Annotated in this window: 10 protein-coding genes, 1 tRNA gene and 1 pseudogene; 2 read left to right on the top strand and 10 right to left on the bottom strand. The window is 59.5% G+C overall.

The genetic code is table 11. From position 1 onward, the window contains the following. The coding region (locus ACI3GR_RS12340; RefSeq protein ID WP_407494871.1) for a CLIPPER-2 domain-containing protein at positions 1–1,682 on the bottom strand (1,682 nt) is incomplete at its 3' end. Positions 1,683–2,231: 549 nt separating this feature from the next. Here ACI3GR_RS12340 and ACI3GR_RS12335 point away from each other — a divergent pair. Next, positions 2,232–2,843 carry a helix-turn-helix domain-containing protein gene (locus ACI3GR_RS12335; RefSeq protein ID WP_407494869.1) on the top strand — a complete coding sequence of 204 codons (612 nt, stop codon included), beginning with the start codon at positions 2,232–2,234 and terminating at the stop codon, positions 2,841–2,843. 165 nt (positions 2,844–3,008) lie between these two features. Here ACI3GR_RS12335 and ACI3GR_RS12330 read toward each other — a convergent pair. The 5 genes and pseudogenes from ACI3GR_RS12330 to ACI3GR_RS12310 form a co-directional block, all read right to left on the bottom strand. After that, a pseudogene (locus ACI3GR_RS12330) lies at positions 3,009–3,635 on the bottom strand (tyrosine-type recombinase/integrase); the annotation flags it as partial. A 322-nt stretch (positions 3,636–3,957) separates the two neighbouring features. Beyond that, complete coding sequence (locus ACI3GR_RS12325) at positions 3,958–5,919, bottom strand: right-handed parallel beta-helix repeat-containing protein (protein WP_407494868.1); 1,962 nt, start codon at positions 5,917–5,919, stop codon at positions 3,958–3,960. Beyond that, positions 5,919–8,078 (bottom strand): hypothetical protein, encoded by a 2,160-nt coding sequence (locus tag ACI3GR_RS12320; protein WP_407494867.1) that lies wholly within the window; start codon positions 8,076–8,078, stop codon positions 5,919–5,921. The genes ACI3GR_RS12325 and ACI3GR_RS12320 overlap by 1 nt, the downstream gene beginning before the upstream one ends. Next, a complete protein-coding gene (locus tag ACI3GR_RS12315; RefSeq protein WP_407494866.1) occupies positions 7,999–10,884 on the bottom strand; it encodes a WG repeat-containing protein in 2,886 nt (961 codons plus the stop codon). The genes ACI3GR_RS12320 and ACI3GR_RS12315 overlap by 80 nt, the downstream gene beginning before the upstream one ends. Positions 10,885–11,567: 683 nt before the next feature. Then, a tRNA-Ser gene (locus tag ACI3GR_RS12310) sits at positions 11,568–11,657 on the bottom strand. A 190-nt stretch (positions 11,658–11,847) separates the two neighbouring features. Here ACI3GR_RS12310 and ACI3GR_RS12305 point away from each other — a divergent pair. Next, positions 11,848–12,576 carry a hypothetical protein gene (locus ACI3GR_RS12305; protein ID WP_407494864.1) on the top strand — a complete coding sequence of 243 codons (729 nt, stop codon included), beginning with the start codon at positions 11,848–11,850 and terminating at the stop codon, positions 12,574–12,576. Positions 12,577–12,592: 16 nt separating this feature from the next. Here ACI3GR_RS12305 and ychF read toward each other — a convergent pair whose 3' ends face one another. The 4 genes from ychF to atpD form a co-directional block, all read right to left on the bottom strand. Beyond that, positions 12,593–13,690, bottom strand: a complete 1,098-nt coding sequence (gene ychF, locus ACI3GR_RS12300; RefSeq protein ID WP_407494862.1) for a redox-regulated ATPase YchF — start codon at positions 13,688–13,690, stop codon at positions 12,593–12,595. A gap of 67 nt (positions 13,691–13,757) precedes the next feature. Next, positions 13,758–14,105, bottom strand: coding sequence for an H-type lectin domain-containing protein (locus ACI3GR_RS12295; protein WP_407494861.1), 348 nt, complete (start codon positions 14,103–14,105; stop codon positions 13,758–13,760). A 271-nt stretch (positions 14,106–14,376) separates the two neighbouring features. Then, a complete protein-coding gene (locus ACI3GR_RS12290; protein ID WP_407494860.1) occupies positions 14,377–14,796 on the bottom strand; it encodes a F0F1 ATP synthase subunit epsilon in 420 nt (139 codons plus the stop codon). A gap of 11 nt (positions 14,797–14,807) precedes the next feature. Next, complete coding sequence (atpD, locus tag ACI3GR_RS12285) at positions 14,808–16,232, bottom strand: F0F1 ATP synthase subunit beta (protein ID WP_407494859.1); 1,425 nt, start codon at positions 16,230–16,232, stop codon at positions 14,808–14,810. Positions 16,233–16,244: the final 12 nt, after the last annotated feature.

Genomic DNA, 16,244 nt, shown 5'->3' with positions numbered 1-16,244 from the left:
TCGGTGTCATCGCCGTTGTCGGTCACATCCTCGACGGCAGGGCCGGAGGGAGGCGTGCCGCTGACGGTCGCGCTGTTGCTCAGCCCGCCCGCGTCCACGTCGCCTTGGGTCACGGTATAGGTCGCGGTAAAGGTCGCCGTGCCGCCGGGCGCAAGGGTGGTGGCATCCGAGGTCGTGAAGTCGCCAGCGGTCAGGGGTGAGGTCACCGCGCTGGTGTCGGCGCGGGTCATCGTCTCTGCGGTGACGGCGACACCGGTCAGGGTCACGTTGCCGATGTTCTCAGCGACGATGGTATAGGTCAGGACATCCCCGGCGCTCAGACCGTTGGAGCCGTCGTTGTCGGTCAACGCAACGGTCTTGGTGCCTTCCAACGCGGGCGCGGCGGTGGGTGGCGTGATCAGCGTGGCATCGTCGGTGGTGTTGCCGTCGGTGTCATCGCCGTTGTCGGTCACATCCTCGACGGCGGGACCGGAGGGCGGCGTGCCGCTGACGGTCGCGCTGTTGCTCAACCCGCCCGCGTCCACTTCGGCTTGAGTCACGGTATAGGTCGCGGTGAAGGTCGCCGTGCCGCCGGGCGCCAGTGTGGTGGCATCCGAGGTCGTGAAATCGCCCGCCGTCAGGGGTGAGGTCACCGCGCCGGTATCAGCGCGGGTCATCGTCTCTGCGGTGACGGCGACACCGGTCAGGGTCACGTTGCCGGTGTTCTCAGCGACGATGGTATAGGTCAGAACATCCCCGGCGCTCAGACCGTTGGAGCCGTCATTGTCGGTCAACGCAACGGTCTTGGTGCCTTCCAACGCGGGCGCAGCGGTAAGGGTGAACTCGACTGAGGCGTCATCGGTGATCGCTGCCGCAGGGTTAGAGCCTGCGCCATCGGAGTCGAGAGTCCCGGTCAGCACCGCAATTTCGGCGGCGTTGGAAGACTGCAACTGTTGGGTATACGTGCCGTCTCCGTTGTCGATCAGTGTTCCGATCAGCGTTCCGGCAGAGGTGGCCAGCGTCACCGGGAAACCGCCGGTTGTTATGTTGTTGCCGTTAATATCCTTCAACTGAACCGTCACCAGCGTCGTCGTCGTGCCATCGGCGTCGATGGACACATCTGCGGCGGTGATCGTCGCCGTCAGGGGCGAGGGTTTGGTGCCGGGCGTGGACGAAGCGAGGTAGTTATTCAGCGCGTCAAGCAAACCGGACGTCGCGGCGTTGCCGCTGACGCTCGGCTCCTGAACGCCGACGCCCGTATCCTGGTAGGTCCGAGGGGAACCGACGAATTGCAGCGCGTAGCTTTTCTCGAAACCGGTGCTGAGCACGTAACTTGACCCATCGACCGGGTCGGCGACGGGATTGCCGGACGCGTCGGCCCCGATCAGGCCGATGGCGTACGCCGTGCTGCCCTGCGTGTCGCGCCAGTTCACTGCGGCCTTGAATGTCGTGGCCGTGCCGTTGGTGTAAAGGAATGTGACATCGACCACGTAGTCGTTGCCCTGAGAGCCGCCGAACTGACCATTATCACTGATCTGCGAAATCACCGCCGAGTCGATGCCAAGCGTTGCAAAGGTCTGCGCCTGAGTCGGAGCATGGGCCTGATTGCTGTATTCGCCGATAAAGCCGTCTTCGAACCCCACGCTGACACGGTTTTGAGCCTGGGCAGAGAGGGCCGTCACCATCAGAATAACGGCGGCCATAAGCCAGGACAAAACCCTAAAAATGGTGCGAGATCCGTTCAGGCGAGCACTGCAATACATACGTCTTTTCCTTTTTCGGGACTTCGCGCCCGATTGTCATTTCAAGGGGCCACCGGATCGGCGGGCCCAGCATTTGATACGCCCGTGCCAAGACACGCGGCTGCGCACCGGTCGTGCAGGTAGCCACCGTCACGACACGACAAAGACGCCGCCCCCGAAGGGACTGCTGCTGAGACGCTATTGGTTTGGAAATTACTGCCCTGCCCTGCGGATGACGGACGTCACCGCGACGCGCACTCCAGAGCGTAAATTTCGCCTAACACTGCCTCAATTCGCATCGCTAAGCGCGACGTCATTTTAGTTGCGGGAATAAGCCCAATCGCGGTCAAATCGTGGGTGCGAAGAGACTCAAAAATCCTGTATACCTGTGCGGAGATAATCTCGATTTCTTTGCAAAAGGTAAATCGCAGCGGATTCTTTTATGGTTTCATGATTGTTTTTATAATGTTACGTGTCCGGTAGCGTTTGCAGAACTTTAGAAGAACAGACATGCAGGATTTGGAACTTCCGACAAAGCTACGCGGGATCCGCCAGCAATTCGGCTGGTCGCAGGACGAGCTTGCCGATGCCTTGTCGATCGCCAAATCGACGCTGGTGCGATGGGAGAATACTCAACGTCCACTGGCCGAACGGGCCATTTCGCGACACCACCCGAACCGCGCCTTGTCCTACTTGCTCGCCATGGTCGACGAGGACATCCTGTCCAACATTCGCGAATCCGACGGGCTGGGTGGTCTGTTCTACGGCGAGGATTACCGTTTGGTCGCCCTGACCTCCGGAATGGTGCGGCGCTATCCCCTGACGCGCGCGGTGGTGGGTTTTTCATCCTTGCCCTTCGTCCGCGGGCGGGCCGCGCAGTTCGTCACCGAGAACATCGACAAGATCAGGCAGATCCCATCCGTGCCCGGCTCCGGCGCTGTCTGGCGCATACCGAAAGACTTCTCGATGATCGTGCAGGATGGCTGGACGATTTCCTTCAACGCGATCGGCAACCAGCTGGTGTTGGCGGACGTCGAGGTGATGAAAGAGGGAGAAGAGCATCTTCACGAAGAAGCGCCCGGCGAGTTCTTCAGTTTGCCCGAACTGAGGCCGGCTGTTTGAAGACTGCTGTCCGATGGCGAAAGCTGACGACCTGTTTGATGGTGTTACTGAAGTTTCCCCGAAAGAAAGTTAATGACTCCATTTTGACCTAATAGCGGACCTTGGCAGCAGACTGAGCCAAGGTCCGCTTAGGGCCGAACGCGACAGACCGGCCCTTGGCGCTCGCATATCTACCGACTCTACAATCGCGAGCGCATCTCCAGTTCGACGTCGAGGTAACGCTCGGTGCTGTCCACCTTCGTATGGCCAAGCAATAGCTGCACTGCTTTAAGATTGCCGCTCTTCCGGCAAATCTGCGCAACTTTGGTGCGGCGCATGGAATGGGTGCCGTAGCCGCTCAGCTCAATACCGATGGAGACCACCTAGTCGTGGACGAGGCGAGCATATTGCCGCGTCGCAATGTGGAGCCGTTCGTGAAACCGATCAGACCCAAAATGCTCCGACCCGACCATCGCCGGGAATTCGAGCCAAGCTTCGATTGCCTTTTGGGTCCCTTCGGCGATCTCGAAGCTGACGGGCCTGTTTGTCTTTCTCTGAACGATCGCAGCGCGGTGCTTGACCCGCCCGCCGCGTGGACGTCGGCGACCTTGAGCCGCACCAAGTCGCAGCCAAGCATTTTGCTGTCGATGACGAGATTAGAGAGCGCCAGTTCTCGAGTCCGATGGGCAATCTCCAGCCAAACCCTGATAGCCCAACCCTGCTTCGGTTGCAGCGGACGGTTCTGGCCGACGCTGCCCCCTTGCTCCAAGCGCGACGGCAGGCACGGATTGCTGGTAGGTTGGCGGTAAGCATGGCGGTTCCCCCACTCCACCGGTCCCACCACGTCTTCGGAAGGTCACCGACGCCCAACGATACCATCGATTAGCGGCTAAGGTCCGCTTCGAGCCCAAACTGTCAGCTTCGAGCGCAGGTGACTGCGCAGTTGCGGCACCGGCAAACCAGTCGTTCACGGCACTCACCGGACATCAGGAAAAAGCGCCAATGTCGCACCGCAGCTTCATCCGGCTTCCGCTCGCCTGACATTATCACTTTCTAGCGCGCCATTTAAATGAATTCGAAAACTTGGAAGGGCCATGCAAGCTCGCATTCCACCCGATATCGCCTAATCAGGGTGTCAATTGCGAACGACATCTCCTCCGACATTCGCAATGAACCTATTGTTCTCTCCCGGCACAAAGAATGCGCCGTCGACCCGAACGCCGGCACCCTCGTTGTTCTGTATCACATTGCCCTCAAAGCGGGACAATTTGCTTCCGGTATGCAGCTCAATGCCGTGCGCGCCGCTTTGACGGATTTCGACCTGTTCAAAACCGCCTTGCGCGCCGCCTGAGAACACGGCGCCGGATTTGGCGGCATTCACGATTTCGACGGCCGCCAGTGCGACGTCAACACCGGGGCCAACCGCCATCATCCCATGATCTGCGGTTGTATCGATACGGCTGTCGCGCAGGTCAAAGGCGCTGGTGTCGCTCAGCACGATCGCCGGGCCGGCCGCATCAACCATTTCAAGACCCGATCCCACGGCGTGCGCCGCCCCGTTCATAAAGATATGCGAGCCGTTTTGTTCAAACCGCCCGCCTTCGATCCGCAGCCTATGTTGATCCATCGCGGTTTCGGACCCGACAATGGCCAAACCAAACTTGCCACAATCACGAAAACTGTTGTTGGTCACCTCGGCCGATGCAGCGCGCGGCTGAAAATTGTAAAACAGCAGGCAGGCCTCGCCGACATCGGCAATGCCGTTCTCTGTCACAACAAGTGCGCCGTCCTGCACCAGACCTTCGATCCAGATGGCATGAGTCCCAATCTCGGTGAACAGATTTTGATTCAATTCTAGGCCACCGGCATTGGTCTGATGAAACCCGACGCGCACATCGCTGATCTGGTTCTCGGACAGGCGGGCGACGACGCCATCAACAAGCCGGAACGCGTTTGACGAGCTTCCGCTTAGCGTGTTTTGGGTGAACTCTACTGTGGCCTTGCCCTGAGACGCGCCAGACACAGAAACAATGGATTTTTCGGTGTCGGACAACACGCTGTTCGACACGCGCAACAGGCCGGTAAACCCATCCGCCACGATGCCATGCTGTCCGCCGCGCAGAGTTGTGTCCGCGATTTCGAGCCGCGCTGATCCGCCTAAAACAACGCCGCGCCCCTTTGCTGTTTCGATCAAACTGTCCCTGACCACCAGCGCCCCGCCTTGCATGTCCAGCGCAGTGCCCGCCTCGGCCATTCGCAGGCTCACCCCTGCCAACACTCCCCCATCCGCAGACCAAACCATTCCGGCTTCACCGTCCGATGTAATAACCACCTTTTCTGGCGCGCCGCCGAGGCCAACAATCTCGACCGGCTTAGAGATGTCCCAAGACCCGGCATATTGGCCGGGCTCCAATGTGATCCGCCCACCGGGTTCAACCTCGGCCAAGGCGGCTTCAAGGCTGGGCACGTCCGCGGTCGGGGATGCGCCAACAATGATAGGCAAGGGCAGTGCTTCGACCGCGCCGAAAAACCCCGGCATTTCCAAGTAATATGCGCTGTTTGTGGGTTCATAGACCACACTTGCAGGACCTTCTGAAAACATTACCCGCAGGCCCAGCCGCTGGCCTTGCCAGTTCTCCTGCACGCCGCTGTCATCCGTGAAGACGGCTTGCACCGCGCCGTCCCTGATACGCAGGCTCAACGATCCGAAATCACCTTCAAACCGCGCGCGAAAACTGGGCAAGGCCGTGCGCTTCATCGCCACAGGTGCGGCCTCGCCAGTGAACTCTACCTGCGCCAAGCCCCTCTCAGGCGGCAAAAAGGCAAACCGCTGTACAGCGCCCTCGGCCTCAAAGATGCCCCGCAATGCGGCCCCGTCACGTTCAGCATAAAGCGGGTAGCGGGCACCTGAAATGGTCACGCTGCCCCCAAAGCCATCGCTTTGTTCGTCCGGCCAGATCACCATTTGCACGGGGAAATCGAAATCTTCCCCGGCCGTGTAAATCCCGCTCATCCGCGCCTCGAACTCCTGAGCGATCCCCGGCACCGCGGACCACAACACCAGCCCAAGACCTAAAGCACAGCGTAGAAAGCCCATCACGGTTGCTCCTCCAGCATATCGCGCACTTCTTTCAGGGCGCTGTTCTCATAAAGTTCAAACGGGGCGCCGCTTAGATCGGGCAGCGGTCCGCCAGATGCGGCGAACCGGCCTTCCAGTCGGTCAGGATTGGCGGCTATGCGCACCTCTGCGTCCGACCGCAAAGCCGAACGCGCCCAATTGCGTACATCTTCACCGCTGCCGCCGTCGGTTGCGAAGACCACGTGCACCGGCTCTCCCAACCTCACGAATTCAAGCCCGGGTTCTTCACCGCATTGGTACCGGCTGTAGGTATCCTCTTTGATCTTAGCCAACTCGTTCCAGTGCCACTTCGAATACTCTCTCTGGCCGCTGTTTTCAGGATAACGGTCCGAACCGATCCAGACATAAAAGTCACCTGAACAACGCACGGTCAGCTGACTGTAAAGCTCATAGGGAGAAGAGCTCGCCTCTTTCATTCGACGGTAGCCTGAGTCGTAGCTCGCCGGGCAGCGCGCCTTTAACGCATCGATCTGGCCATTTTGGTACGTATTGCGCTCACTCTCGCAGCTTGCCCAAGCCTCTTGTTCGGCACCGTTACTCAGGTATCCAAACAGAACATAGGCTTCCTGCGCGCCAGCCTCTTCCTCAGCCACGAACTCCTCGACAATGCTGCGTAAATTCGCATCCGCACGCGCCGTCAGATTGATCGAGGCACTGCGCGCCTTGCGCTCTTCGGCCATGCGTTTGTCTTGTCTTAGCTTGGCAAAGGGCGTCTTGGGCGTTTCGACCTTCGGCGCGGTTTCACGGCGCGGTAGGTTCGCCCGATCTCCCATGGGATTATCCGCATCAATACTGCGCGTGTCACTCGTTTCGGCTCGTGCTGCTACGCGCAGGCGGGACGGTTCCTTTGCCACCGCCGCGCGCCGCAAGGGTGCCACAGGCGTAGCGCCATCCTCTGACGCCTCGGCGTCCTGTGGCGCGTCGATTTTCTCTTTCAAAGTCTCTTCCGGCGTTTTGCCCTGCAACGCCTGTTTCAAATGCGCTGTGTCGTCCTGCACCTCGCCCGCGGCGCTGTCCTGAACCTGATCGTCTGCTATTGGTTCGTCGTCCCGAGAGTAGCGCGCCATGATGGCCTCTTTTTGCAGGTCTTTGCGCTTTTCCTCGCGTTTGAAGAACCGCGTCGTGCGGTGCATCTGCTCCTGAAAAATCTGGTGATCATAGGTGACCGCCTGTTTTTCCGCGTCCCCCACCGCCTTATGCAGCGCATCGCGCGCCTGCCAAAAGGCCTGAAGGTCTGGGTCCGGCCGTCCATAGCGGCTTGGATACGTATCCCAGTTCAGTCCCCCTGTTTCCAAATCGTCCAACTCCCTCATGAAGTCGTCAAAAATCGAACTGGTTTTGCGCCACGCATGATCCTGTAAGCCTGTCACGCTCTGCCGTGCAGCCTCCACACGCGCGGCCATCGCTTCCAGCCGCGAGACATAGCGCTCCGCCGTCAGCCCGCCGCGCCACAGCCCAAGCGCAGCCCCCTTGCTGCCCAGCCGCACCAGCACGCCCACCAGCGCGTTCTGCATCACGTCGACATCGTTGATCTTAGACATCAAATCGCCTACGGCAGCCTCTACCACCGCATCGCTTAGCGCCTCATCCTCCGCTTCAAGCTGGGCCATCTTCGCCTCCAGCTCATCGGTGATCGGCGCCTTTCCGTCAGCCTCGGCCAGCGCCTTGTTGCGTGCGGCGGCAAGGTTCAGCTCATAAGGCAGCAACTTGATCTCAACCTTGGCCCGCGCCCGGTACTGATACTTCTTTGATCCCTCGACCTGTTTGAACTCGACGCTGAGAATGCGATAACTTTCTTCCTTACCATCGAACTCCAACGCCGCTTCGGTGGCCTGCTCGCCCCCATAGACACCTTTATATTCGCGCAAATGCGCCTCGGCTTTTTCAGCCGTGGGAAAGCGTAAGGTCCAGTCGGTATAGCGAGTCACCGTGGTCGGCTCTAAAATCGGCGCGCCGGGCGCATTCACCTCGGGGTTGGTTTGTGCGGCCACCGGGAAGGCGAACCAAAGCACCAAAAGCCAAAGTGCTACCCGCATGTTATTCCATCGCCTCGATCGTGATACCGTGATCAAAAGACGGCACGGTTGGCGCGGTCGCCTCTGGTGCGGCGGCACCATCTCCCAAGGTCAATCCTGCCTCGGGCGTGCTCAACACCGGGGTGGCCAAGTCAGTGCCCTGACCGCGCAACCGCTTGGCCTCGGCAAGTGCAGCTTCTTCTGCACCACCTGCAAGGATCGCGCGCACGATATCTGGGCGGTGAAACGCAGGCATCGCGTCAATCACCGACCGAGCCCGACCATCTTCCACTGCAGACAGCGCCCGGATGCCCGCCAAAGTTCCGTCATAGAACCCGGCCGTCGTGGCAACGACCCAGTTCTGCCCTTCAAGCAGCGTCATCTCTGCCAATTTCGCCCCGGTTTCAGTGCTGTAAAACGCATGTACGCCCGATCCACGCCCCAGAAACAAAACCTTTCCCCCAGACAATAGCGCGACGCGCGTGCCACTGAATGGCAGACTCAGATTCCCGATGAGTGCGCGCAAATCCTGCGGCACTTCGGCCTGCAGGATACCCTCTTCGTTCGCCCCTTTTGGCCGGATGGCCAAGCTACGCGCATCAATGGCGATGCTGCCCTCTTCACCGTCGAAATATACCGTGTCCGCGCCATCGGAAGATATCTGTATCGCCTCTGCAAACTCTTCCGGTAGGGGCAGCTTGGCCGGGTCTATCTGCGAAACACCCATCGTCGCGGGGTCAAATACATAAAGCGCCGTGTCCGAGGTGGCGATAAACACCTTGTCCCCTGCGGCTAACGCGGCCACGCTCCAATATTCCCGCTCTGGGTTGACGCCAAATCGTTTTATCTCGCGCCCGGCCTCAGGGTCATAGATCATCACCGGCGTGCCTTCGCTGCCGATGATCGCCAGATGCCGCGTGCCGCGGACGAAGGCCAGCTTGTCGATGGGTGGAAAACTTTGCCCCTGCATTTCGGCGCTTTGCACCTGTTCATGCACCATATTGCCCGTCGCCCGGTCATAGACCCGCATTCCGGCATCCTGCACCAGCGCCATGAGAGCCCCGTCATCGCTGAACGCGACCGAGCTTGGCGCCGTCCAATCACCGGGCAGAGACGCGCCGGAGGTGCCCGAAAACAGCACGGCGGCCTGCTCTACATTGTCGGGGTTCCACCATCTGTAAGCCCCGAAATAGGCGGTCCCATTCGGGCCAATCTCAACCCGCTTACGTCCGGGCACGACCTCCGCCTTCTCTTGGCTCAAAAACGTGCCAGTCTGCCCCGGCGCAAATGATATCACATCGCCATCCTGATGCGCGCCCCAGACCCGGTCGCCCAACGCTGCCAAAGCGTGAAAGCCCTGATCCTTGCGGCTCACGACCTTACCCGTCACCACGTCCCAGACCAAGGTTCGCTTGGCCGTGCTGACCACCAGATGCTTTTGCTCAGCGTCCAATACCATTGCCGTGACCGGGCCAAAGCCAATCCGCTTGCGCAGCAGTTCTTGGCCCGTGGCGACCTCATAAAAGGCTACCGATCCGTCAAGAGTTCCCACCGCCAGCACCGCACCACCCGGCAAAAACGCTGCGCGCTGCAAATCGGGCACTCGCATCTGGCCCATGAAGCCACCCGTTTCGATATCCCACACCGTAACACCACTGAGCGGACTGGCCTTGCCGTCTTCGCTTTCGTCAATCCACGTGGCCATCAGCCCCGCCTCGGGCTCGAACGCAAAGCCCCCGACCGTTGCGAAATCTTGCCGGAAATAGCTTTGCGGCACCCCGATCTTCACCATCGGGTCCCGCGGCGCAGGCTTTAGCACCGCCATATCCAGGCTCAGATCTACCGGCACGGAGGTGCCATTCAACGCGATGACCCCCCATTTTCCACCTAGCTTCACCGGGGCCAAGCCTTTGGCGTGACGCCAGAAATCCTCGAACTGAGGCTCTGCCGCATAGCTGCCATCGCGCAGCACAAAGCCGCGCTTCTCTCCCACTTTCACACCCGCCGCGCCATCTGAAAAGCTATAGGCCTGATCATACTCTCCTACGAACCGCTGCCTGCCCTCGGCATCAACAAACACCCATTTGCCTTGTGCATTGCGCACCGGGGCCAATCCCTCAGTGAAATCCCTCATCGCCTCGTAGGACGGCCACATGACCTCATCGAACCGGTGGGTTTCCACATGATAAAGGCCCCAACGCCCATCCTTTTTGCCTGCCGCGAGTTGGTCTTCGGAAACTTTGCGCACCGCCTCGAACTGCTCTTTCACCGCGACCAGACGCTCTGAGCAGCTTAGGTATCCGAATTGGCCATCGCGTTGAAACGCCGCCATCCCGTTGCTTGGCCCATAGACCCGCATAGCGCCGTCGCTGCTGGCATAGACTGTGTCACCTGCGGGAAATTCATCGTCGAAAATATAAGGTCGATCGCCGATCTGGCCGGTAATGCAATGACCTTCATTGCCGCGCAGCGTATCAATAGGCAAAGGGCCGTAAACCCGCGCGCCAAAGCGATCCAGCACCATCCAACCATCCGAAGTTTTTGCCGGAATTCGCTCTGCCCAACGTCCAATTGCCTGATAGCCAATCGCAATCGCCTCGCGCCCGTCCAAATCGATGATCCCCCAGCGCCCGTCACGTTTGACCGCGATATGCCCATCACTGGCCGCGCCGAGCGCTTCGAACTGCGGTGCCACACGCCATTGGCCGTCAGCGCCCATCAGCCCCCATTTATCGCCCTGCCTCAGCGGCACGGCCCCGTCAAAGGCAGCGCCTGCATCATCATAGGCAGGGTCCACAACCCAGCGAAATCCGGACTGTGCATGAGCTTCGGTCGTCATCAGCATCACCGCCGCGAAGACACCCCAGACGGCTTGGCAAAGGCTATTGCCCCAAGACCAACCGGACATCCGTCTCTTGTTTTTCAAGATGCAAACCTTTCGTCTGTCCAAGCAATCCGGGTTCCAGTCTTGGCATTCTGAACCTCAGCGCAACCCTACGGAAGCATATCCTCGAGTCTGAAAGGCATGTCTGATTGCTCCAAGATTACCGAAATTTTAGGATTGCGGCCGGGGCGTCGGTTAGGCATTGGCCCAGCAATTTCAAAGCAATAGGCGGCAAAAATAGTGTCGTTCTGGAACAGGTCGTGGATCTGCGAGTATCCATCTGAATGACAGCGCATGAGCACATGACCTGACTGGTTCGCGCTTGCAGCGAAGGTCCGCTTCCCGGCCATTTCGACCAAGTCCGCTTCCGGCTAACAAGTAATTCAATAAGAATTAAGGCCGTTGCCCGCACAACAGCAACTGCATACCCGAAACCTGGACGGACAACACAAATATAACTTTCAAGACACACAGCAATTCGGCAAATCGCTGGGCGCCGCGCGATATTTCACGTGTTGAACCCAGATGAACACAAACCTCGATCCTTGAGGATCAGAAGGTATTAAAGCCATAGCGAACCAGTCAACGAACTGATGCGGCTGAAATGGCTGTTGCAAAAAATCGCAATCAATCGCGCCTCTTATTGGCTGGAAGGATGGTGGGTAAGCCCCAAAAACAACTTCAAATAGTTGTTTTTAAAAGCATAGTGGCGGAGACGAAGGGATTCGAACCCTCGAGACGGTTTCCCGCCTACTCCCTTAGCAGGGGAGCGCCTTCGACCACTCGGCCACGTCTCCGCCGACCCGTTTAGAGAAGGGGGCCTTGGGGAACAAGGGCTTTTATGCGCGACACGCTGGATTTACGCGAAACGCGGCTTCGACCCGGCAACGCAGGCATCGAACGAAAATTATACCAGAAAGCCCTGTATATCTGTCCGCCGACCCGCCAGTATCGGACCCGGGCAATACAATAAGGGGCAAAGACAATATGATCGTAGCGGAATCCATTGGCTTCGCGGCCACGCACAGCATCACCGAAATATTGGGAGAGCTGCCGGACTACGAAGTCTCTCATGGATCGCAGCATTTTGAGCTGAAACACCCGGTCGGTCACCCGCCTCAGTCACCTGAAGACTTCGTCGCCAGCATGGTGGCCGCAGAGGCTGCAGGGCGCACGCCTGTGGCCGTTCACACGCTGATCTCTCCGCAGTTGTTGAAACCCGCCTGTGACGCGGCGGGGGTCGATTACTGGTTGCTGGTGCGGGAACCCCTGGCCCAGATCGAAAGCTGCTATGCATGGATCGCCCGATCTGTGCTGAATGGTCAGGCTGGGCATTTCCAGCAGGTTCTTCAGCAATCCCTAGGAGAACTGACGCAAAGAAAAATTCAGGCCAACCTGCCGAACTGCCTCTTCTTCTTCGCTTGCCACCATGTGCTGAGCTTTAATTTCATCGCGCTCGGCATGGGGGCCAGCCCGCAGAAGATGGAAACGCTGATGTCGGACGAGGCCCAGTTCCGCACAGCCTTTTCCGTGCCCGAAGACGTGGCCATCCCACATTTTGATGATGCATCGGTCCACAGCGCCTCGCATCGTGCGGCGGCAGATCTGGGCGCTTTGGCAGAGCCTGAGCGTGAGACGATCCGCGACACCTACACGCTGAATCTGGGCGGCAAGACCTATCGCCTGACCGATATGATCAAGCTGTTAGGCTACTGACCGCCCGGGCGTTGCGTCAGGCGTTGAACAGGAAATGCAGGACGTCGCCGTCCTTGACGACATACGCCTTACCTTCCGCACGCAGCTTACCAGCATCTCGCGCGCCCGCTTCACCATTGTGCGTGATGAAATCGTCGTAGGCGACGGTTTCGGCCCGGATGAACCCCTTTTCGAAGTCCCCGTGGATCACACCCGCAGCCTGAGGCGCGGCGGTGCCATGACGGATCGTCCAGGCCCGTGCTTCTTTCGGGCCGACGGTGAAATAGGTTTCCAGATGCAGCAGCTCGTACCCGGCCCGGATCAAGCGATCCAGACCCGGCTCTTCCAGCCCCATCTCGTCCAAGAACATCTCGGCCTCGTCCGCATCCAGCTGGCTAATCTCTTCTTCGATCTTGGCGCTGATGATGACGTGGGAATTGCCCTGTGCGGCGGCCATTTCGGCGACAGCGGTCGAATGCGCATTGCCCGAGGCGCTCTCATCCTCGGCCACGTTGCACACGTATAGCACGGGCTTCGTAGACAACAGTTGCAGCATCTTCCACGCCTTGGCGTCTTCGGCGTCCACCTCGACGACACGGGCGGGTTTGCCGGCTTCCAGCGCCTCTTGCGCGGCGGCCAGAAGGCGATCCTGCTGCAGGGCTTCCTTGTCGTTCCCCTTCAGCTTGCGCACCAGATTGGCGCGGCGCTTCTCGATGCTTTCCAGATCGGCCAGCATCAGCTCCATCTCGATCGTTTCGGCGTCAGAGACAGGGTCTACGCGGCCTTCGACATGGGTGACGTCGCCATCTTCGAAACAGCGCAGCACATGGGCGATGGCATCCACTTCGCGGATGTTGGCCAGAAACTGGTTGCCCAGACCTTCGCCCTTGGACGCGCCTTTCACCAGACCGGCGATATCCACAAACGTCATGCGGGTTGGGATGATCTCTTTCGATCCGGCGATGGCGGCCAGCTTGTCCAGCCGCGCGTCCGGTACGGCCACTTCGCCGACGTTCGGTTCGATCGTACAGAACGGAAAGTTGGCGGCCTGAGCGGCAGCCGTCTTGGTCAGTGCGTTGAAGAGAGTGGATTTGCCGACGTTCGGCAGCCCCACGATACCCATCTTAAAGCCCATGAGGCCCCCCGGAACTTGCGTGTCCCGCGCTAATTACGCGCGGAGCGCCAAGGGTGCAAGCGGTGGCTCAGACGTCCCAGTCTTCGGGATCACGCAATTCGCCGATCGCCATCCAACCGACCCGCGCCCGTGCGATCCGTGTATCGCCCCACGTGCGGAACACGATGTCAAAGCCTTCGTCATCAATGCAATCGGCGGTTACGTCCGCGCGCACGTTGGCGGAATTGTCGACGTCCCACATCGACAGGGAACAATGCACGACAGGACGACGGTTGAACCGTTCAGAGAAAATAACCCTCTGGCGGCGTTCACGGTGTCCGTCGCCCGTCCACATCTGTCCGCCATGCTGAAAATCGGAAAACAGAACGGAATCGCCCTGATCTACGCCTATCCGGTTGTTGTTCAGCTTTTCCATCACTGTCGCCCTGTGTTGACCTGAAAAGGTTAACGCAACAATTCCGGCAACAATCGGGCGTAGATTAAGGAAATATCCGGGCGACAGAGACAATCCGCAGGGATGGGGGCTCTGCCCCCAAACCCCCGAGGGTATTTGCCGACCAGAAGAACAGGGGCGCGCGACGCTGCTTTTTCTGGTTCAAAATACTTCTGCCAGCGGCATTCGCCGTCAGGCGAACGAAAAAGGCCCCAAGCAGTGCTCGGGGCCTTTTGAAATCGATCGGAACTGATCAGAGGTTGGCTTGGTTCGGGTCCAGCCCAATGTGGCCGCCCACGGCAACCATGTCCGCCAGAAGCTTGGCCGCGCTATCCGCTGCGTCACCCGACGCGTTGGCATGCGCTTCTTTCGCTTCCTTGACCCAATCGTTGTAAACGTCCTGGGTCATTTCCTTCTGATGCAGCGCGCGTTCGGCGAGAACGGTGACGCCCTCGGCCGAAATCTCGGCGAAGCCGCCGGTGACGACATAGTCGTCATCACCGTCAGGGCCCGACACGTGCAGAACGCCGGGACGCAGCGTGGTGATCAGCGGGGCGTGACCTGCCATCGCTGTCAGATCACCATCCGCGCCGGGGATCTGCACCTGTGCCGCGGTACCGGAGGCAAGGCTCCGTTCCGGGGACACGAGGCTGAAGTTGAGGGTATCTGCCATCTGTCAGACCCTTACGCTGCTTCCGCCGCCAGACGCTCGGCCTTGGCTTTCACTTCGTCGATGCCGCCAACCATGTAGAAGGCCGCTTCGGGCAGGTGGTCGTATTCGCCGGCCACAACTGCTTTGAAGGATGCGATCGTGTCTTCCAGCGGAACCTGAACACCGTCAGAGCCGGTGAACACCTTCGCAACGTCGAACGGCTGGGACAGGAAACGCTGGATTTTACGCGCACGCGCAACGGTCAGCTTATCCTCTTCCGACAGTTCGTCCATCCCGAGGATGGCGATGATGTCCTGCAGCGACTTGTAGCGCTGAAGGATACCCTGAACGTCACGGGCAACCTGGTAGTGTTCTTCGCCGATCACCTGCGGGTCCATCAGACGCGAGGTAGAGTCGAGCGGGTCCACAGCCGGGTAGATACCCAGTTCCGAAATGGCACGGTTAAGAACGGTCGTTGCGTCAAGGTGCGCAAAGGTCGTTGCAGGTGCCGGGTCGGTAAGGTCGTCCGCGGGAACGTACACAGCCTGGATCGAGGTGATCGAGCCGTTCTTGGTCGAGGTAATTCGTTCCTGCATCGCACCCATGTCGGTGGCCAGCGTCGGCTGGTAGCCCACGGCCGAAGGAATACGGCCCAGCAGAGCGGACATTTCCGAACCTGCCTGAGTGAAGCGGAAGATGTTGTCGACGAAGAACAGAACGTCGGTACCGGTGGCGTCGCGGAACTGTTCCGCCAGCGTCAGACCGGTCAGAGCCACACGTGCACGTGCTCCCGGCGGTTCGTTCATCTGACCAAAGACCAGCGCGATTTTGGAGTCGGGCAGGTTGTCGGGCGTCAGAACGCCGGATTCGATCATTTCGTGATACAGGTCGTTCCCTTCACGGGTCCGCTCACCCACACCGGCGAACACGGACAGACCCGAGTGCACCTTTGCGATGTTGTTGATGAGTTCCTGAATAAGAACGGTCTTGCCCACGCCGGCACCGCCGAAGAGACCAATTTTACCGCCCTTGGAGTAAGGAGCCAGCAGGTCGATCACCTTGATGCCGGTCACCAGCACCTCTGCCTCGGTCGCCTGATCGGCGAAATCGGGGGCCGGTGCGTGGATCGGGCGATGCTCATCCGCGTCGACCGGGCCTTTTTCGTCAACCGGCTCACCGATCACGTTCAGGATGCGGCCAAGCGTTGCGGTGCCAACGGGAACCGAGATCGGGCCGTCGGTGTCGGTCACTTCCTGACCGCGAACCAGACCTTCGGTTGCGTTCATTGCGATGGTACGCACGGTGTTTTCACCGAGGTGCTGTGCCACTTCAAGAACCAGTTTCGTGCCGTTGTTGTCGGTGGTCAGTGCGTTCAAGATCGCCGGCAGGTGATCGTCGAACTGCACGTCCACAACGGCGCCGATGACCTGGGTCACTTTGCCTTTTGCGTTTGCCATGTTTCGTCTCCG

This window comes from Pseudooceanicola aestuariicola (genome assembly GCF_045763785.1).
GTDB lineage: Bacteria > Pseudomonadota > Alphaproteobacteria > Rhodobacterales > Rhodobacteraceae > Pseudooceanicola.
The sequence above is the reverse complement of the archived record's forward strand: the minus strand, read 5'-3'. Positions and strand labels throughout refer to the sequence as shown.

Excerpts from the sequence above, each read along its gene's own strand:
- ACI3GR_RS12290 (WP_407494860.1), bottom strand. The coding sequence starts at position 14,796 with ATGGCAGATACCCTCAACTTCAGCCTCGTGTCCCCGGAACGGAGCCTT.
- ACI3GR_RS12295 (WP_407494861.1), bottom strand. The coding sequence starts at position 14,105 with ATGGAAAAGCTGAACAACAACCGGATAGGCGTAGATCAGGGCGATTCC.
- ACI3GR_RS12335 (WP_407494869.1), top strand. The coding sequence starts at position 2,232 with ATGCAGGATTTGGAACTTCCGACAAAGCTACGCGGGATCCGCCAGCAA.
- ACI3GR_RS12305 (WP_407494864.1), top strand. The coding sequence starts at position 11,848 with ATGATCGTAGCGGAATCCATTGGCTTCGCGGCCACGCACAGCATCACC.
- ACI3GR_RS12315 (WP_407494866.1), bottom strand. The coding sequence starts at position 10,884 with ATGTCCGGTTGGTCTTGGGGCAATAGCCTTTGCCAAGCCGTCTGGGGT.
- ACI3GR_RS12325 (WP_407494868.1), bottom strand. The coding sequence starts at position 5,919 with ATGGGCTTTCTACGCTGTGCTTTAGGTCTTGGGCTGGTGTTGTGGTCC.
- ACI3GR_RS12320 (WP_407494867.1), bottom strand. The coding sequence starts at position 8,078 with ATGGTGCCGCCGCACCAGAGGCGACCGCGCCAACCGTGCCGTCTTTTG.
- ychF (WP_407494862.1), bottom strand. The coding sequence starts at position 13,690 with ATGGGCTTTAAGATGGGTATCGTGGGGCTGCCGAACGTCGGCAAATCC.
- atpD (WP_407494859.1), bottom strand. The coding sequence starts at position 16,232 with ATGGCAAACGCAAAAGGCAAAGTGACCCAGGTCATCGGCGCCGTTGTG.